The sequence below is a fragment of the Arcobacter sp. genome (genome assembly GCF_050300555.1).
Classification (GTDB): Bacteria; Campylobacterota; Campylobacteria; order Campylobacterales; family Arcobacteraceae; genus Arcobacter.
In genome coordinates this window covers 80879-98037 of sequence record NZ_JBNKXY010000001.1, presented here as the reverse complement: position 1 = coordinate 98037, position 17159 = coordinate 80879, and the positions used below count along the sequence as shown (strand labels likewise).

Genomic DNA, 17159 nt, shown 5'->3' with positions numbered 1-17159 from the left:
AATGAATAGAAGAAATTTTTTAGGTTTAGGATTAGGTGCTGTAGCGGTTGCTTCTTTGGCACCAACTACATTAAGTGCAGTTGATTTTAGAGCTACAAAACCAAAAGCTTGGACAGCAACTAAAGTTGATGAAGCGATGAAAGAACTTTTTGGAACTACAACAACTAGTGAATCAAAAGTTAAAATCAAAGCTCCAGATATCGCTGAAAATGGTGCTGTTATCCCTGTTACTGTATCTTCTAAATTAGCTGGTTCTAAAGTAGCTATATTCCAAGATGCAAATCCAGAAGCTACTGTTGCTGTATTTACTGTTCCAAAAGGTGGAATCATAGATTATTCAATAAGAATAAAAATGGCTAAAACTGGAAAAGTAACTGCTGTTGTTGAAGCTGATGGTAAATTATATTCTGCTTCTAAAGAAGTAAAAGTAACTATTGGTGGATGTGGTGGTTGATTTAATTCCAACTCCACAAATAAATTTTAAATAATATATAGAAAAAAAGGAATTAAAATGGCTAAAAAATCTAGAATAAAAGTTAAAGAAAAAAATGGTGTAGTAACAGCAAAAGTTATGGCTAATCATGAAATGCTAAGTTATGCAGAAGCAAAAAAAGCTAAAAAAGAGGTGAATTTTATCACAAGTATGATAGCAACTTCAAAAGGTAATGTAGTATTTGAAATGTCTTCAAGTCAATTTTTATCAAAAAATCCATATATAAAATTTGATTTCCCAGGAAAATCAGGGGATGATTTTACTTTTACATGGACTGATTTAAAAGGTAATAAGCAAACTGACACAGCAACAATCAAATAATTAGCTACACAAACGTAGCTAATATTTAATAATGACAAGGAGATAAAATGTTATTAAAAATTGCAAAAACTACAGCTTTAGCTGCATTGACAGTTAGTGCACTACATGCAACTAATTATTCTGCACAAGCTGAGAAAGATAGATTAGAAGTAATTAAATATTTTGAAGCAAAATTTGAAGACCCTTTGAAAAATAAAAATACATTTTTCCCATACTCTACTGATGAAGAGTTAGAAAAATCTGAAAAAGGTCTTAAGCATGCTGATTTTGCTTTAGGTTCTTATTCTTTTAATAAAGATGGAAAATCTCAATATGAAGAGATTAAAGAGATGCCACCATATGAAGATGATGTTGATGCTGGTGCAAAATTATATGAGAAACAATTTGCAAATGGTAAATCAATGGCAACATGTTTCCCAAACCCTGCAATTATGGCAAGTTATCCTTATTTTGATGAAAAAAGAAAAGAAGTAGTTAGTTTAACTCAAGCTGTAAATGAGTGTTTAACTACAAATGGTGAAAAAGCTTGGAATACACAAAAAGGTGACATGGCTAAATTACAAGCATTTTTTGCTACTAAATCAGTTGAAGCAGAACAAAAAATTGATGTAAAAATTAATAGTGCTGAAGCCGCTGCTGCGTATGAAAGAGGGAAAGAGTATTATTATTCTCAAAGAGGATATTTAAAACTAAATTGTGCTGAATGTCATGTACAAGGTGCAGGGCAAAGAGTTAGAAATGAAAAACTTTCTCCACTTTTAGGTCAAATGACTCAATGGCCAGTTTATAGATTAAAATGGGCTGGACTTGGAACTCCTGAGAGAAGAATGTCTGGGTGTATTGTTGATGAAGGTCAAGTTCCACCAAAAGATACAAGTAAAGAGATGAAAGAGTTGTTATTCTTTATGTCTTATATGTCAAATGGTATGGCTATTGATGGTCCAGATATTAGAAAGTAGAGGTAATAAAAATGAAAATATTAACAACTTTAATTGTAACAGCATCTATTGCTGCAGTTATTTCAGGATGTACTTCTCAACCAAGCGTTGCAACAGCAGCAAAACTTGATTTAAATCAAGTTTGTAGCGTAGAGAAAAGTGGTATAAATAGTGTTATTACAACAGCAGCTGAATACAATGCTATTGCAAAAGCGGAGGGTGTTGAATTTATGAGACTTGGTATGACAGCTTCTCAATATGTTGAAGCTGTTCAAGCTGGAATTAAATCTGGTGCAAAAACTATTGAAATAGTTGATAAAAAGAAAAAAGTTACAGGAACTATGGATATAACTGAAGCCGCACAAAGAGCTTGTAGATTTGCTGTTGTTGCTTTACAACAAAAAGATGAAGCAAAAACATTTTGGAAACAATCAATGCCAGGTGTTGGTATAAAATACTAATTACATAAAATATTAAAGTCAAGGTTTTGCCTTGGCTTTTTTTCTGCACAATTTTTAAAAAGACATAGATAAAGATTAACAAAAAAACTTAAGGGGTGGAGTATGATGATGTTAAAAAAAGTAGCAATAGCTACATTGGTTTCAAGTTTGTGTATAAGTTCAAGTTTAGCAGAAGGAGCAAAATTTGTTCCGATTTCAAAGGGTGTTAAGTCTATTGAAATGAATTTAAATGGTGAAAAATTTACTTTGATGAGAAATCAAACACAAGGTAATAAAATCACTGATTTATATGTTACTACAGATAGAGGTGCGCCTCAACCTATGGTTTTAGCACCAGGTGTAGAGACTGTTGGTGAGTTAGAGTTTATTGAGCTTATGAAAAAAGCACAAACTGATAAAACTATTGCTGTTATTGATTCAAGAAAACCAGGATGGTTTGCTAGACTAAGAATTCCAGGTGCTATAAACGTACCTTATACAAATTTTGATGAAAAAGATACTGCAATTGAAATGATGGAAGATGAAATGGGTGTTGTTCAAAAATCTGATGGAACACTTGATTTTTCAAATGCAAAAACTTTAGCTTTATATTGTAATGGATATTGGTGTGGACAAACTCCTGGAATGGTTAAAAATGCAAAATTTGCATTATTAAAAATGGGTTACCCAGCAGAGAAAATAAAATACTATAGAGGTGGAATGCAAGCATGGACATCTTTAGGGTTTACTGTTGTTGGTGATGGTAAATAATTAGAAGGTTAATACATATGAGTAAACTAAGTAGAAGAGAATTTGTATATATGATGGCTGTACTTGGTGCTGCACCAGTATTTGCTAATTCACATACAAGAATGACAAATACTGGTAAGTTAGAAGATTACTATAAGCTAAAACCTTTTGGTAATGCAAGACTTATGCATATGACAGATTCTCATGCACAATTATTACCTGTATATTTCAGAGAACCAAGTGTAAATCTTGGTCTTTTTGGAAATTTAGGTAAACCTCCACATATTGTGGGTGAAAAGTTTTTGGATTATTATGGAATAAAAGGAAATGCAAGACTTGAGTATGCTTATTCTTGTGTAAACTTTGAAAAACATGCGAAAGCTATGGGTAAAACTGGTGGTTTTGCTCAAATTAAAACAGTTGTTGACTTTTTAAGAGATAGCTTTGGAAAAGAAAAAACTCTTTTACTAGATGGTGGAGATACTTGGCAAGGTTCTTGGACAGCTCTTCAAACAAGAGGTAAAGATATGGTTGGTGCTATGAATTTACTTGGTGTTGATATTGCTGTTGGGCACTGGGAGTTTACATATAAAGCCCAAGAAGTGCTAGAAAATGTAAAACTTCTAAATGCTGAGTTTTTAGCGCAAAATGTAAAAGTAAAAGAATCATCTTTATTTGATGGAAAAGCTGAAGCTTATGATGAAGATACTGGACATGCTTTTAAACCATATACTATAAAAGAGATAAATGGTTCTAGAATTGCAATTATAGGTCAAGCTTTCCCTTATACAACGATTGCAAATCCTCAAAGATTTATTCCTGATTGGACTTTCGCGATTGATGATGAGGGAATGCAAGAGTTAGTTGATAAAGTTAGGGATGAAGAAAAACCTGATGCTGTTATCGTATTATCTCATAACGGTTTTGATACAGATAAAAAGATGGCTGAAGTTTGTACTGGAATTGATTTTATTATGGGTGGACATACTCATGATGGTGTTCCTGAAGCAGTTCCTGTTAAAAATGAAGAAGGTGTTACATATGTTTGTAATGCGGGAAGTAATGGTAAGTTTTTAAATGTTCTTGATTTAGATATTCAAAAAGGGAAAATAAAAGACTTTAAATTTACATTATTGCCTATTTTTTCTGACTTGATTCCTGAAGATAAAGCTATGAAAAAATACATTGAAGATGTAAGAGCTCCATTTAAAAAAGAGTTAATGAGAGAAATTGCAACTACTGATGATACTTTATTTAGACGAGGAAACTTTAATGGTTCTTGGGATCAAATTATATGTGATGCTTTAGTTGACGTAAAAGATGCTGAAATCTCTTTATCACCTGGATTTAGATGGGGAACATCAGTAATGCCAGGTCAAGCAATTACTTTTGATGATTTAGCAACTCAAACTGCTATGACTTATCCTGAAACTTATAGACGAGCTATAACTGGTCAAGGTATAAAAGATATCTTAGAAGACGTTGCGGATAACTTATTCAATCCAGATCCATTTTACCAACAAGGTGGAGATATGGTAAGAACTGGCGGAATTTCATATAAGATTAATCCAAGTGCTAAAATTGGTGAAAGAATTTCTGATATTACACTTACAAGAAATGGTGAAAAACTTCAAGCTAAAAAAGAGTATCAAGTTGCTGGTTGGTCAACAGTTGGAGCGCAATCTCCAGGTGAGCCAGTATGGGAAACAGTTGAAACTTATTTAAGAAGTATTAAACATGTTAAAAATTTAAAAGTTGATACACCTGATATCATTGGAATAAAAGGTAATCCAGGTATTATCTAATCTTTTAGTTGAAAAAGTACAGTTTTACTGTACTTTTCTCAATTTAAAATGTAGTTATTGAACTCTATTTTAAATTAAGAATTAAGGAAGATAGATGATATTTAGGTTTGTTATAATTTTTCTCTTTTTATTTACTTTGCTTTTAAAAGCAGATTATATTGAGGGTAAAAAGATATTTAATGATAAGTGTTCTTCTTGTCATGGTACTTATATTTCCATATCAAGTTTAAAAACTAATTTTTTTGAAAAAAAGAATACTTTATATAATTTAGACACTCCAACAGAAAATATGTTAGCTTACGCAATTATGGATAGTTCTAAAAAAATTGGAGATCCTGAAGATTCTGAAATGAGACAAATAGAGATTGAAGAGTTTTTAAAGTCTTATTTGGCAAAACCAGATTTAAATAATAGTGTTTGTGATCCAATGATTACGAAGTATTATAAGAAAAAAGAACCTATAAAAATAAGTGACAATGAAGCTACAAATTTAGCTCAATTTTTTATGGAATATAAAAAACAAAGAGAATTAGCCCATCCAAAAGCTTTAAAAGTATTAGAAAAGGGTTATGATGAAAAAGATATTTTAAAAAAAGCTAAAGAAGAAAATAAATCAATTATAATTTTTGCTACATCACAAACTTGTCATTTCTGTAAAAAGATGAAAAATAATGTTTTAAATAAAGATGATATTCAATCTTTAATTGATAAAGATTTTATTTTTTTAGAAGTAGATGTTGATAATGTAGAGTTACCTTTTGATTTAAAAAAGAATTTTTATGGAATGACACCTACATTTTTCTTTATATCAAATGAAAATAAGCTATTAAATATTTATCCAGGGGCATGGGTAAAAGATGATTTTATAGCAATTTTAAAGGAAAATATTAATAAATGAAGTTATTGGGAAAAGTTTTAGGTACATATCGTGCAAACAAAGATTCAAAAAGTTCAATGCCTAGACCAAAAGTAGATTTTTTAAATTTAATCGAAAACTATGGTATTGAAAATGATAAATTTGCACAAAAAGATTTGGACAAAACAGTTATGATTTTGGGAATTAATAGTTATGATAAATCGTATGAACACAATATATCCTTGGAGTTTGGTAGTTTAGGAGAAAATATTTTATTTGATTTTAATCCACATGATTTAGAAGTGGGGACAATATTGAAAATAAATAATGCAGAAATCGAAATTACAGAAAAGTGTACTATTTGTAATCATTTGTCAATTTTTGATAAAAAATTACCAAAAATTGTAAAAGATTGTAGAGGATTGTATTGTAAAATATTAAAAAATGGTACAATTGAGAAAGATAATGATGTATATATAAAGGGGTAATATGAAAAAAATTATTTTATTTGTTTTATTAGCTACTTTTACTTTTGCAAGTTCGACATTTAGTGATCCTCAACCAACTTTTGAAAAGCCAAGAAGGGTTGTGTTTCAGTTATTTGATTCTGATGTAAGTAAAGTAAATCATAACTTGAGCTCAATTTATAATATTTTAAAAGAGTATCCAAGTGAGACTTTAAAAATTGTTGTTGTAACCTATGGAAATGGAATGAGAGCTTTAAGAAAAGATTATGATAAGGCTACGTTAAATAGAATCACTTCTTTGATGGAATATGATGTGGAATTTATAGGTTGTAGAAATACTATGGAAACAATGAAATGGAATGAAGATGAATTTATTGATGATGTTTCATATGTTCAAGCAGGGATTGTTGAATTAATTGAGCGAAAAGTTGCTGGCTATGTTGGTATAATAGCTTATTAGTAGGAGAAAATTATGAAAAAGTTTTTTTTAGTATTTATTAGTTTTATTTTTTTTGCTTTGAATTTATCTGCTGAAAAAATAAGTCATGAAGAGTGTTTAGAAAAGGGGGAAGATTATTTATTTGCTAGTGGTGAATGTATTCATTATTTTAAAAGTAAAGGTGATAGAGAAGGGTATTTAAATATAATTGTTCATGGAACATGGCCTGATGGAACAAATGTATTAGGAAGATATTCTCCTTTTGCTGAAACGATAGCTTTAAATACAGATATTACAACTGTTGCAGTTGCTCTTCCTGGATATTCTGATTCTTCTACAAATAATTTTACAGCTTTAGCACATGAAGGAGTTAAGAATTTAGCTGCAAAGGAAGAGTATATAAACTTTTTGGTGGATTTGATAAAAGAGTTAAAAGATAGATTTGAAGCTCAAACTATTACTTATATCGGACATAGTGCTGGCGCAATGATGGGAGCAACAGTTACTGGTTTTGAACCAGACCTAATTCAAAATGCAGTTTTAGTTGGTGGTAGATACGATATCCATGAAAAAGATAAATCAACTGGCTTAATATCTATTATTGACGTAATTGATAAAGTAAGTAAAGAGACTAAATTTTTACTTATATATGGTGAAAATGATAAAATATCAGAACCAAATGTTACTAAAGACTTTTATGAAATAGCTTCTAAAAAAGGTTTAGATGCAAAATTGATAAAAGTTAAAAATGGTGTTCACTTAGATTTAGATATGAGTGATACATCAGTTGAAGCCATAACTAAATTTTTAGAAGAATAGTACATATGGATAAGAAAAAAGAGATTAGTTTTAATTTAAATAATTTTTTATTGGCACTTTCATTGCCTCTTGATTATGTGAGAAAATTTAAGTGTTCTAGTCCTTTAAATCATTCAAAAAGGGTTACTTATATTGCCTTAAATATTGGGAAGCAATTAAATTTAACTCCTCAAGAAATGAGTGATTTATGTTCTTATAGTCTTTTACATTCTATAGGATTGTTAAGTAGTTCTAATTTATCAAAAGAGTATTGTGAAGCTTCTAATAATATTGCAGATATTTTCCCTTTTTTATTGGATAAAAAAAATATTTTAAAATACCAAAATGAGTATTTTGATGGAAGTGGAATTTATGGTTTAAAAGATGAGCAAATACCTCTTTTATCTCAAATATTATCTTTGTCTATTACCATTGAAAATAGGTTTGACTTATCGCAACTTGCTGTTAAAGATAGGGCTGAAGTTATTGAGTTTGTTAAAAGTTGTCAAAATGAGCTTTTTTCTAAAGATTTAGTTGATATTTTTTTACTAATATCAGAAAGAATAAACTTTTGGCTTGATTTACAAAATGAAAATGAAATATTATATTTTATATTTGCTAATTTATATGATTTTACAATCACATTAAAATTTGAAGAGTTATTAAAAATCACATCATCTATTTTTGAACTTATTAATAAAGAGAGTAAATTATTAATTAATTTAGAAAAAATGATAGATTTTTATAAATTTGAGCATAAAGATAAATTTACATTTTTAATTGCAGCTTCATTATGTGGAATTGGAAAATTATGTATTGATCCACAAATTATAAATAAAAAAACAGAACTCGAAAAATGGGAATATGAAGATATAAAATCTTATCCATATTTTACAAAAAGAGTATTGACAAATATTATGGGATTTGATGATATAAGCTCTTGGGCAATAAAAATTCAAGAAAGACAAAATGGCAAAGGTTATCCTTTTAGTTTAAAAGGCAAAGACCTTAGTCTAAAAGATAGACTTTTAGCTGCTGTTAATAGTTTTTCAGCTTTGACTTCAAATAAAGTCTATAGAAAAGCTTATAGTAAAGATGAAGCAATATCTATTTTAAAAAATAGTGCAGAAGTAGATGATTGTTATGATTTATCTATTATTCAAGATTTAGAAAAAGTTTTATAAAAAAGGGTATAAAACCCTTTTTTATTAGTGTGCCATAAATATAGGAATATCACTATTTTTTAGCATATATTTAGTAGTTCCACCAAACATTAGCTCTTTTAATCCTCTATGACCAAATGCACCCGCTACAATTAAATCAAATTTCCCTTCTTTTGCATAATTAAGTAGTGCTTGACCTGGTGTTTTGGTTGTTTTTATTATTTCAAAACTTGCTTCAATATCATGTTCTTCTAAATAACTTTGTAGTTTAGCAACTTGATTTAAATCTTCTCCATATTCTTTTGATGAAATAATATGTACTTTTTTAGCTTTCTTTAAAAGAGGGATAGCTTCTGTTACAGCTCTTGAAGCTTCAGGTGAGTTATTCCATCCAATTAATATTTTTTCTGTACTAAATTTTGTCATTTTTCTTGGAAACATTAGTGCTGGTTTTCCACTTTTTGTAACTGCTGTTTCAAATGTTGCAGTTATTCTTGATTCATGTGGATTTGAAACAATTACTAAATCACAATATTTAGATTCTTCTTCTATTAATTTACTTCTAAAACCATCACCTGTAACAACAGTAGCAGTTGCTATTCCTTTTTTTGATTTTGATGAAACAGTAGTACCAACTTTTTTAACTTCTTCTTTAAAAATAGTTTCATGCAAAGTTACTTCTTCTGTTAATCTATCTTTCGCCATAGCATTTAGCTCTTTTAATACCTCTTCAGGTAAGTTGTCATCAAATTTCATTATTTTACTTGGTTTTGCTAAAGATTTAAATATCTCTAAATGTGAGTTGAAGTATTTACCTATTAGTAGTGCCCCATGAATTCTATTTCTAAGTTCTCCTCCTCCTCCAAGGGGGAAAAATATTCTTTTGTATTCCATTGTAGTTCCTTTTGTATATTTTTACAAACAGATTCTAACACAATACAATCAAAATTAAAAGTAAAAAGTTTAATTTAATTAAACTTTTTATTTTTTTAGATGCTATTTTATATAATTTTTGGACTAATTTAAAATTCAAGTTGATTTTTGAAATTTTAAATTAGTTAAGAAGGAGAAAAGTAGTTGTTAGTTTTATTTATCTTTTAACATTAATACTTGTTCATAAAGCATATTTCCAAAACCTTCAGGTAAATCTGGATTTTCTTTTTCAACATGTTTTATTAAATCTTTTATTTCGTCATCTTTCATATTTTTTGCCATAGGCATAATTGTTTCGCTAATTTTATTTTTAAACTCTTTGATTTCTTCTGTAGTCATGATATTCTCTTTATTTTTAGTTGTTGAAATTATAGTAAATTTTTCTAAAAATAGAGTTAATTCCTATGATACTATTATAAAGGTTTATTTTATTAAAATAGATATCAATGTAAATTATGATACAATCGCGAAAAAAGTTTTAGGATAATATAAATTGGTTGAATTAAGTAAAAAAATTTCTAGTGTAGTTGGAAGAACAAACGCAGAGTATGGTTTAATAAAAGAGGGTGATAGAGTACTTGTTGGATTTTCAGGTGGTAAAGACTCTACAACTTTGATTCATGCTTTAAACCACTTAAAAAAAGTTACACCTTTTAATTTTGAATTTAAAGCAGTTACTGTTACATACGGAATGGGTGAGCAAGTTGAATTTTTGGCAAAACATTGTGCTGAACATGGAATCGAACACGAAATAGTTGATACTGAAATTTTTGAATTATCAAAAGAAAAAATCAGAAAAAATTCATCTTTTTGTTCATTTTTCTCTAGAATGAGAAGAGGGTACTTATACTCAACTGCTCAAGAACAAGGATACAATAAATTAGCCTTAGGTCATCACTTAGATGATGCTATGGAATCATTTTTTATGAACTTTTTATACAATGGTGCACTACGTTCTATGCCTCCAAGATATAAAGCTGAAAATGGTTTAGAGGTAATTAGACCACTTATTTTTTGTAGAGAAAGACAATTAAGAGCTTTTGCTAAAACAAATGAAATAAGTGTAATAGGGGATGAAGCTTGTCCTGCTATGAGATTTGATGTTAAAATGCCACATGCAAGAGCTGCAACAAAAGAGTTATTAGAAAAAATGGAAGAAGAAAATCCTCAAATGTTTGTATCTATGAAAGCAGCATTTAAAAATATTCAAACTTCAACATTCTTTGACAAAGAGTTATTGGATTAAATATATTTGTTAATTAGCATCCCAAGTTTTATGGGATCTAATGCCCCTGATACTCTTTCTACTTCAACTCCTGCTTTATAAACAATTAAAGTAGGGATTGAACGTATTTGATACTTAGCACCTAAGTTTTGTTCCTCTTCAGTATTTACTTTTGCAAATTTTACTTTTAATGGATATTTTGAACTAGCTTCATTAAAAATAGGAGCAAACATTTTACAAGGACCACACCAAGGAGCCCAAAAATCTACAAGAACTGGAATATCAGAATTTACTACTTGAATATCAAAATTTGAATCATTTAAATCAACTGGCTTAGTATTTAGCAATGATTCTTTACAACTACCACAATTAGCAACCTTGTAAGACTCTTTTTTAGGTATAGAATTTACACTATTACAAGAAGAACAGACAACTTTTATTTTATCCATTTTTATTTAGGCCTTAATATTAATTAATGATGCAAAGATTTCATCTTGTACTTTTACGCTAGTTCCATTTGCTTCATATGCAATAGGGATAGGTATTTGTGCAGTTATTGAATCAATAAGATCTTGTGTAACTTCTTGTGATTGAGGTTCATTTATATAATTTTTAGGATTTGCAATATTTTTAGCTGAATCATTTAACTTGATTTCTTCTAATCTCATCGCATTTAAATTACTATTAATTTGCATAATTACTCCTTTTGAAGTATATTTAATATTTTAACTAAAATTCATATCAAAAAGCAAGTTAAGGTTTTTACTTGGTTTAATCATAATTTTTATATAATTCAAAGAATGAAAAAACGTATTTTTGATTCAGTTAGTTTTAAATTGGTATTATTGTTAATTACTATAATAATGATGCTAACAATGGCTAGTTTTATATTCAATTCTCAAATTGAAAACCTTAAAAAACATATTGATAAAATATACTTTGGGAATTTCGTTCCTGTTACAAATCTACAAAACATATCTTCTAGCTATAAAGATATGATAATATGCTTACAAAATAAAGAAAAACTTTGTTCTATTAAAAAAAGTCAAAAAGTTATTGAAAAAAATTGGAATGACTATTTTAAAGGGTATAAAACTAATCAAGAAAGAAAAGTTGTAAATTCGGTAAATGAAGATATTCAAGTTTCATTTATGGATAAAAATAGTATGAAATATACAATTATGATTCAAAAAATAAATTTTTTGATAGAGTATGAAGTTAAAAATGCAAAAAATCAAAGGGTAGATTTTTTAAATAGATATGAAGAGATGAAAAAACTACTTTTTTATAATATAATTGCCCTAGTAATTTTCTCTTTTGCCATATTTATTTATTTAACATATAGTATTATCAAAAAAGATAACCATTTAACTATATTGAATAAAAAATATAAAATTGAATCCATAACTGATTCTATGACTATGCTTTATAATAGAGGATACTTTGATACCATATTTGATAGTATTCCAGCTGTTTCAAATGCAAATAAATGGGAAACAGCTTTTATAATGTTTGATATAGATTTCTTTAAACAGTACAATGATACCTATGGTCATGATATGGGTGATATGACATTGAAAGCTGTAGCAACTGAGTTAAAGAAATATTTTAACAAAGAATATGAATATGTGTTTAGATTAGGTGGAGAAGAATTTGGTGCGATATTATTTGATGTTGACCAAGAGATTTTAGAAAACTGTTTAAAAGCAATTAATAAGATAATTGAATATTTAAGAATTGAACATAAATCAAGTAAAGCAAATGATTTTGTAACCATATCAATTGGTGCAGTTATTTATGAACCAGGTTCTAATATATCTCCAAATAGATTATATAAGATGGCTGATGAGAATTTATACAAATCAAAACAAAATGGAAGAAACCAATATACAATTTAAAGGAAAAGTTTGAATTTCTTATTTAATAAACATAATCATTTCAATTTAGCTAATTTAGCTACATTTATGAATATAAGTGCTGGTATTTTAGCAATATATTTTATTACACATGGTGAGTTTTTTGGTGCAGCACTTTTTGCATGGATTGCAGGAGCTTTTGATATAGTTGATGGAAAAATTGCTAGAAAATATAATTTATCTACTGAGTTTGGTATTCAATTAGATTCTTATGCAGATTTTTTATCTTTTGTTGTTGTCCCAAGTATGTTTATTTATTTTGCAATAATTGATGGCAAAGAGTTAGAATTAAATACTTTTGCGGTAATATTTACTTTTATTTATTACATAATTTCTGGTTTAAGAAGATTGATTACTTTTAATATAAATGCACAAGAAGGAGAAGTAGAAAAGTATTTTACTGGTGTTCCTACTCCCCTTGGTGCAATTTTGCTTTTTGTTGTATATCTTGTTTGGTTAACAGGAATATTACCTGAAACTATAGTTTTAATATCTATGGTAATAATAGGTTTTTTACTTAATTCAAAAGTTAAAATTCCTCACCCTTAATGAAAAACATTGTCTCAATTGATTTAGGTTCTAACTCATTTAGAACCTTACTTTATGATGGTCTAAATCATAAAATAATAGATGAATATCAAGAAGTTGTTGGTATGGCTGATGGGCTTATAGATACCAAGCAAATCTCAATTGCCGCACAAAATAGAGTGATTGATGCTGTTAAAAGATCAATAGAAAAGCTCAAATATAATCCTAAAGATGCCATTTGTGTAACTACAGCAGCAATGAGAATGGCTGAAAATTCCAATGAAGTATTAAGAAGATTTAAAAAAGAATGTGGTTTAGATTTTAAAATAATTGACGGAAATGAAGAAGCAAGATTAACGCTTCTTGCAATAAAATATGCTTTAAAAAGAGAGAAAAAAGAATCTGAACATTTTATTTTAATTGATATTGGTGGTGGTTCAACTGAATTGATTATCAATAATGGGAATGACTACTTTGCGAAAAGTTTTGATATAGGTATTGTAACTCTTTCTCAAAAATATAAGAATAGTGATGATTTGATTAGTGAGTTACAAAGAAGAGAAAAAGATATATTAATATTTTTAGATAGTTTAAATATTGATTTAAAAAACTTTGTTTTTGTGGCAACAGCTGGCACACCAACAACAATTGCTGCGGTTAAACTTGGACTAAATTTTATGTCATATGATAGAAATATTGTAAATGGTACAGAGTTAAAGTTAAATGAAATAGAACATTTTTTAAATAAACTAAAAAGCTTATCAGGTAAAGAGCTTTTTGATTTTGTGGGACCAGGAAGAACTGATTTCATTGAGTCAGGAGTGCTTATTTACAAAACATTTTATGAAGTTCTTAGAAAAAATAAATCAATAGTTTTTGATGATGGATTAAGAGAGGGTGTAGCTATAGATTATGCCTTGAAATTAACTAATTAATTTCGAGGTTTGCTCTTGAATAATATGTGCTTGAGATGCTGCTAAATTGCCTAATTGAGCCATAATATTTGTTTTTGAAAAGTTACTAAAATCAGAACCAAAGTCTATATTTTTTAGTTTAGTATTCTCTTTTAACAAATTGATTTGTTCATTTAGTGTTCCTCTAGCAAGTTGCTTCATCTCTGTATTCATTTGTGTAAAATTTTCAGAAAAAGATAAACTTTTGTTTAAAGCGTTATCTAAACTTTCTAATGCACTGTTTACTTCTCCAGAAGAAGATAAGCTATTTGATTGTAAACTATTAACTAAATTTTGAGAGATTTCTTTTGTATTTACACCAGTAATTTGATAATTTTTGTTAGATGTAACTACATTTATTATTTCTGTATTGTATTGGTCATCTAAAAGTAGTTTTTTGTTATATCTAGCATTATCTGCAATTTTGTTGTAATCATTTAGTTGATCAGAGATTTCTTGTGCAGTTTCAAACCTTTTATTTTCAAAATCACCACTGTTTCCTAATTTAATCAAAGAGGTTCCTATATTTTTGAGATTTTCTTGTTGTTTAGAAAGGGAATTCATTGAGATTTGTGTTACTGCAATACCTTCGTTTAGATTTCTTAGAGATAAAGATAATTCATCTCTTCTTTTATTATAAACTTCATTTATAGAGATTTTTAAAGCATCATTATTTTTATCAATTGCTCCAACTGAACCTTCAAATCTTGATTTGTCAATATATTGTTTTGGTACATTATTTACGCTAACATTACTTACACTATTAAGATTATTTACGTCCACATTAAGCTCCTAAAATTATATTAGATTATAATAGAAAAATTATAAATTTGTTATTAAACAATTTACTTAAAAAGCTCCAATTAAAGATGAATTAAACTAAACTTTTGTAGAATAATTAGCTATTTTATAACGGAGAAATGTATAATGAAAATGACAGGCGCAAAAATGGTAACAGAATCATTAAAAAATGAAGGGGTAGAAGTTGTATTTGGTTACCCTGGTGGCGCTATTATGAATGTCTACGATGAAATTTATAAACAAACAGATTTTAAACATATATTAACTAGACATGAACAAGCTGCAATTCATGCTGCAGAAGGGTATGCAAAAGCTACAGGGAGAGTAGGAGTTGCAATTGTTACTTCTGGACCTGGATTTACAAATGCAGTTACAGGATTAGCTGATGCTTATATGGACTCTATTCCTTTAGTTGTAATTACAGGGCAAGTTCCTACTACAATTATTGGTACAGATGGTTTTCAAGAGATTGATGCAGTAGGTATTTCAAGACCTTGTACAAAACATAATTATTTAGTTAATAACATAAAAGATTTACCAAGAATTATTAAAGAAGCATTTCACATTGCAAGTACTGGAAGACCAGGACCTGTACATGTGGATATACCAAAAGATATTACAGCTGAAGTTGCTGATTATTTATATCCAGCAGAGGTTAATATACCAACTTATAAACCAACAGTTAACTACAATAAAAAACAGTTAAAAAGAGCTATGCAAGCAATTGCAAAGGCTAAAAAACCACTATTATATGTTGGTGGTGGAGCAATTTTATCAAACTGTGCATATGAAATTAGAGAATTAGCAGAGAAATTAAATATCCCAGTAGTAGAAACTCTTATGGCAAGAGGAGTAATGGGACATGATAATCCATTACTTTTAGGAATGTTAGGAATGCATGGTGAATATGCAGCTAATATGGCAGCCCATGAAGCTGATTTATTGATTTCTTTAGGTGCTAGATTTGATGATAGGGTAACAGGAAGACTTGATGAATTTGCAAAAAAAGCTAAGGTAATTCATGTGGATATTGACCCAGCTTCAATTGCAAAACTTGTACATACAAATTTCCCAATAGTTGGAGATTTAAAAGTTACTGTTCAAGGAATGATTGATTCAATTGGTGAATTTGAATTTAATGATTACTCTAATTGGGTTGCATTATTGAGAGATTATAGAGCACAACATCCGTTGGCTTTTAGAGATTCTGATACAAAAATTAAACCACAATGGCCGATTGTAAGAGTTGGTGAATTACTTGGTGAAAAAGCTATAATTTCTACAGATGTTGGACAACATCAAATGTGGACTGCACAATTTTATCCATTTTCATATCCTAGACAATGGAACACATCTGGTGGATTAGGAACAATGGGATTTGGATTACCAGGTGCTATGGGAGTTGCAAAAGCAAGACCTGATAAAGTATCTATTAACTTTACGGGTGATGGTTCAATTTTAATGAATATTCAAGAGCTTATGACTTGTGTTGAACAAAAATTGCCAGTAATTAATATTATATTAAATAATAACTATCTAGGAATGGTAAGACAGTGGCAAACTATGTTTTACGAAAACAGATTATCTGAAACAGATTTAAGTGCACAGCCTGATTTTGTGAAGCTTGTTGAAGCTTTTGGTGGAATAGGGTATAGAGTTACAACTAAAAAAGAGTTTGATGAAGCATTAAACGATGCAATGGAGAAAAAAGTAGTTGCAATGATTGAAGTTATTGTAGATAGAAATGAAGAGGTTTTACCAATGGTTCCAAATGGACACGCACTTAATGAAATGATGCTTTTAGGAGATAACAATGAATAATTTTAATCACTACTATGATTCTGAAAATGCTAGAAAAGTTATCTCTGTTATTGTTTTAAATGAAAACAATGTTTTATCAAGAATTGTAGGGCTTTTCTCTGCTCGTGGTTATAATATTGACTCTTTAACTGTTGCTCCAATAAGTGATTCTGAATATTCTAGGATGACTATTGTAACAACTGGAGATAGAAGAGTAATTGATCAAATTGTTAAACAATTAAATAAATTAATCCCTGTATTAAGAGTTAACGAGCATTTTGATGTTGTTGAAAAAGAGACAGTACTTATAAAAATCCCTGTTGACCAAAATCTAAGTGATGTGGATGTATTAGCACGTGCATATAATGGTTCGATTCAAAATGTAACTCAAGATTGTATAGTTGTATCAGCAACTGATGAACCAAGTAGAATTGCAAATTTTGTAAAAGTTATCAAAAACTACAACCCAATTGAAATAGTTAAAAGTGGTGTAGTTGCAATGGAGAGATAAGAGTTTTCTCTTATTGTTTGAA

22 protein-coding genes are annotated in these 17159 nt (G+C 28.8%); 17 read left to right on the top strand and 5 right to left on the bottom strand.

What is annotated here, in order from left to right; translation table 11 throughout:
• Position 1: 1 nt before the first annotated feature.
• The 11 genes from soxY to ACQY5W_RS00480 all read left to right on the top strand — a co-directional run bounded on the left by soxY (position 2) and on the right by ACQY5W_RS00480 (position 8491).
• On the top strand, positions 2-454 hold the full coding sequence (gene soxY / locus ACQY5W_RS00530) for a thiosulfate oxidation carrier protein SoxY (RefSeq protein ID WP_428022971.1): 453 nt from the start codon (positions 2-4) through the stop codon (positions 452-454).
• Between the two features lie 57 nt (positions 455-511).
• Entirely contained in the window at positions 512-814 is a 303-nt protein-coding gene (gene soxZ / locus ACQY5W_RS00525) for a thiosulfate oxidation carrier complex protein SoxZ (protein WP_428022970.1), read from the top strand.
• A gap of 47 nt (positions 815-861) precedes the next feature.
• Positions 862-1773, top strand: coding sequence for a sulfur oxidation c-type cytochrome SoxA (gene soxA / locus ACQY5W_RS00520; RefSeq protein WP_428022969.1), 912 nt, complete (start codon positions 862-864; stop codon positions 1771-1773).
• An 11-nt stretch (positions 1774-1784) separates the two neighbouring features.
• Entirely contained in the window at positions 1785-2213 is a 429-nt protein-coding gene (locus tag ACQY5W_RS00515) for a hypothetical protein (protein ID WP_428022968.1), read from the top strand.
• 102 nt (positions 2214-2315) lie between these two features.
• Positions 2316-2963 carry a rhodanese-like domain-containing protein gene (locus ACQY5W_RS00510; RefSeq protein ID WP_428022967.1) on the top strand — a complete coding sequence of 216 codons (648 nt, stop codon included), beginning with the start codon at positions 2316-2318 and terminating at the stop codon, positions 2961-2963.
• 17 nt (positions 2964-2980) lie between these two features.
• The gene (soxB, locus tag ACQY5W_RS00505; protein ID WP_428022966.1) at positions 2981-4747 is read left to right on the top strand and encodes a thiosulfohydrolase SoxB; all 1767 of its coding nucleotides are present in this window, start codon (positions 2981-2983) and stop codon (positions 4745-4747) included.
• 94 nt (positions 4748-4841) lie between these two features.
• Entirely contained in the window at positions 4842-5645 is an 804-nt protein-coding gene (locus tag ACQY5W_RS00500; protein WP_428022965.1) for a thioredoxin fold domain-containing protein, read from the top strand.
• Positions 5642-6091 (top strand): MOSC domain-containing protein, encoded by a 450-nt coding sequence (locus ACQY5W_RS00495; RefSeq protein ID WP_428022964.1) that lies wholly within the window; start codon positions 5642-5644, stop codon positions 6089-6091. Before ACQY5W_RS00500 ends, ACQY5W_RS00495 begins: the two co-directional genes overlap by 4 nt.
• 1 nt (position 6092) lies before the next feature.
• The gene (locus ACQY5W_RS00490) at positions 6093-6530 is read left to right on the top strand and encodes a DsrE family protein (protein WP_428022963.1); all 438 of its coding nucleotides are present in this window, start codon (positions 6093-6095) and stop codon (positions 6528-6530) included.
• A gap of 12 nt (positions 6531-6542) precedes the next feature.
• Positions 6543-7328: an alpha/beta hydrolase gene (locus tag ACQY5W_RS00485; protein WP_428022962.1), complete on the top strand. Its 786-nt coding sequence runs from the start codon at positions 6543-6545 to the stop codon at positions 7326-7328.
• 5 nt (positions 7329-7333) lie between these two features.
• Positions 7334-8491 (top strand): HD-GYP domain-containing protein, encoded by a 1158-nt coding sequence (locus ACQY5W_RS00480; protein WP_428022961.1) that lies wholly within the window; start codon positions 7334-7336, stop codon positions 8489-8491.
• Between the two features lie 24 nt (positions 8492-8515).
• On the opposite strand, the gene ACQY5W_RS00475 is transcribed toward ACQY5W_RS00480, so the two are convergent.
• Together ACQY5W_RS00475 and ACQY5W_RS00470 are read right to left on the bottom strand one after the other, a co-directional pair.
• On the bottom strand, positions 8516-9364 hold the full coding sequence (locus ACQY5W_RS00475) for a universal stress protein (protein WP_428022960.1): 849 nt from the start codon (positions 9362-9364) through the stop codon (positions 8516-8518).
• A gap of 192 nt (positions 9365-9556) precedes the next feature.
• Positions 9557-9742 (bottom strand): hypothetical protein, encoded by a 186-nt coding sequence (locus tag ACQY5W_RS00470; protein WP_428022959.1) that lies wholly within the window; start codon positions 9740-9742, stop codon positions 9557-9559.
• Positions 9743-9896: 154 nt separating this feature from the next.
• On the opposite strand from ACQY5W_RS00470, the gene ACQY5W_RS00465 reads away from it, so the two are divergent.
• Positions 9897-10649, top strand: a complete 753-nt coding sequence (locus ACQY5W_RS00465; protein ID WP_428022958.1) for a tRNA 2-thiocytidine biosynthesis TtcA family protein — start codon at positions 9897-9899, stop codon at positions 10647-10649.
• Here ACQY5W_RS00465 and trxC read toward each other — a convergent pair.
• Positions 10646-11077, bottom strand: a complete 432-nt coding sequence (gene trxC, locus ACQY5W_RS00460; RefSeq protein WP_428022957.1) for a thioredoxin TrxC — start codon at positions 11075-11077, stop codon at positions 10646-10648. The two genes, ACQY5W_RS00465 and trxC, sit on opposite strands and share 4 nt — an antisense overlap.
• A 6-nt stretch (positions 11078-11083) precedes the next feature.
• Positions 11084-11323 (bottom strand): hypothetical protein, encoded by a 240-nt coding sequence (locus tag ACQY5W_RS00455; RefSeq protein WP_428022956.1) that lies wholly within the window; start codon positions 11321-11323, stop codon positions 11084-11086.
• Positions 11324-11503: 180 nt separating this feature from the next.
• Here ACQY5W_RS00455 and ACQY5W_RS00450 point away from each other — a divergent pair, with 180 nt between their 5' ends.
• From ACQY5W_RS00450 to ACQY5W_RS00440, 3 genes are read left to right on the top strand one after another with little or no spacing between them, the layout of a single operon-like run.
• A complete protein-coding gene (locus tag ACQY5W_RS00450; protein WP_428022955.1) occupies positions 11504-12526 on the top strand; it encodes a GGDEF domain-containing protein in 1023 nt (340 codons plus the stop codon).
• Positions 12527-12535: 9 nt separating this feature from the next.
• Positions 12536-13093: a CDP-alcohol phosphatidyltransferase family protein gene (locus tag ACQY5W_RS00445; RefSeq protein WP_428022954.1), complete on the top strand. Its 558-nt coding sequence runs from the start codon at positions 12536-12538 to the stop codon at positions 13091-13093.
• Positions 13093-14007, top strand: a complete 915-nt coding sequence (locus ACQY5W_RS00440; protein WP_428022953.1) for an exopolyphosphatase — start codon at positions 13093-13095, stop codon at positions 14005-14007. The genes ACQY5W_RS00445 and ACQY5W_RS00440 overlap by 1 nt, the downstream gene beginning before the upstream one ends.
• Here ACQY5W_RS00440 and ACQY5W_RS00435 read toward each other — a convergent pair.
• On the bottom strand, positions 13996-14808 hold the full coding sequence (locus ACQY5W_RS00435; RefSeq protein WP_428022952.1) for a hypothetical protein: 813 nt from the start codon (positions 14806-14808) through the stop codon (positions 13996-13998). The genes ACQY5W_RS00440 and ACQY5W_RS00435 overlap by 12 nt on opposite strands.
• A 144-nt stretch (positions 14809-14952) precedes the next feature.
• Between ACQY5W_RS00435 and ACQY5W_RS00430 the strand changes: the two genes are divergently transcribed.
• The gene (locus tag ACQY5W_RS00430) at positions 14953-16647 is read left to right on the top strand and encodes an acetolactate synthase large subunit (protein WP_428022951.1); all 1695 of its coding nucleotides are present in this window, start codon (positions 14953-14955) and stop codon (positions 16645-16647) included.
• Positions 16640-17137 (top strand): acetolactate synthase small subunit, encoded by a 498-nt coding sequence (gene ilvN / locus ACQY5W_RS00425; RefSeq protein WP_428022950.1) that lies wholly within the window; start codon positions 16640-16642, stop codon positions 17135-17137. The genes ACQY5W_RS00430 and ilvN overlap by 8 nt, the downstream gene beginning before the upstream one ends.
• The last annotated feature ends 22 nt before the right edge of the window (positions 17138-17159 follow it).

Bases quoted from the DNA above. Each gene is read 5' to 3' on its own strand.
- soxY (WP_428022971.1), top strand. From the start codon at position 2: ATGAATAGAAGAAATTTTTTAGGTTTAGGATTAGGTGCTGTAGCGGTT.
- soxZ (WP_428022970.1), top strand. From the start codon at position 512: ATGGCTAAAAAATCTAGAATAAAAGTTAAAGAAAAAAATGGTGTAGTA.
- soxA (WP_428022969.1), top strand. From the start codon at position 862: ATGTTATTAAAAATTGCAAAAACTACAGCTTTAGCTGCATTGACAGTT.
- ACQY5W_RS00515 (WP_428022968.1), top strand. From the start codon at position 1,785: ATGAAAATATTAACAACTTTAATTGTAACAGCATCTATTGCTGCAGTT.
- ACQY5W_RS00510 (WP_428022967.1), top strand. From the start codon at position 2,316: ATGATGATGTTAAAAAAAGTAGCAATAGCTACATTGGTTTCAAGTTTG.
- soxB (WP_428022966.1), top strand. From the start codon at position 2,981: ATGAGTAAACTAAGTAGAAGAGAATTTGTATATATGATGGCTGTACTT.
- ACQY5W_RS00500 (WP_428022965.1), top strand. From the start codon at position 4,842: ATGATATTTAGGTTTGTTATAATTTTTCTCTTTTTATTTACTTTGCTT.
- ACQY5W_RS00495 (WP_428022964.1), top strand. From the start codon at position 5,642: ATGAAGTTATTGGGAAAAGTTTTAGGTACATATCGTGCAAACAAAGAT.
- ACQY5W_RS00490 (WP_428022963.1), top strand. From the start codon at position 6,093: ATGAAAAAAATTATTTTATTTGTTTTATTAGCTACTTTTACTTTTGCA.
- ACQY5W_RS00485 (WP_428022962.1), top strand. From the start codon at position 6,543: ATGAAAAAGTTTTTTTTAGTATTTATTAGTTTTATTTTTTTTGCTTTG.
- ACQY5W_RS00480 (WP_428022961.1), top strand. From the start codon at position 7,334: ATGGATAAGAAAAAAGAGATTAGTTTTAATTTAAATAATTTTTTATTG.
- ACQY5W_RS00475 (WP_428022960.1), bottom strand. From the start codon at position 9,364: ATGGAATACAAAAGAATATTTTTCCCCCTTGGAGGAGGAGGAGAACTT.
- ACQY5W_RS00470 (WP_428022959.1), bottom strand. From the start codon at position 9,742: ATGACTACAGAAGAAATCAAAGAGTTTAAAAATAAAATTAGCGAAACA.
- trxC (WP_428022957.1), bottom strand. From the start codon at position 11,077: ATGGATAAAATAAAAGTTGTCTGTTCTTCTTGTAATAGTGTAAATTCT.
- ACQY5W_RS00455 (WP_428022956.1), bottom strand. From the start codon at position 11,323: ATGCAAATTAATAGTAATTTAAATGCGATGAGATTAGAAGAAATCAAG.
- ACQY5W_RS00450 (WP_428022955.1), top strand. From the start codon at position 11,504: ATGGCTAGTTTTATATTCAATTCTCAAATTGAAAACCTTAAAAAACAT.
- ACQY5W_RS00440 (WP_428022953.1), top strand. From the start codon at position 13,093: ATGAAAAACATTGTCTCAATTGATTTAGGTTCTAACTCATTTAGAACC.
- ACQY5W_RS00430 (WP_428022951.1), top strand. From the start codon at position 14,953: ATGAAAATGACAGGCGCAAAAATGGTAACAGAATCATTAAAAAATGAA.
- ilvN (WP_428022950.1), top strand. From the start codon at position 16,640: ATGAATAATTTTAATCACTACTATGATTCTGAAAATGCTAGAAAAGTT.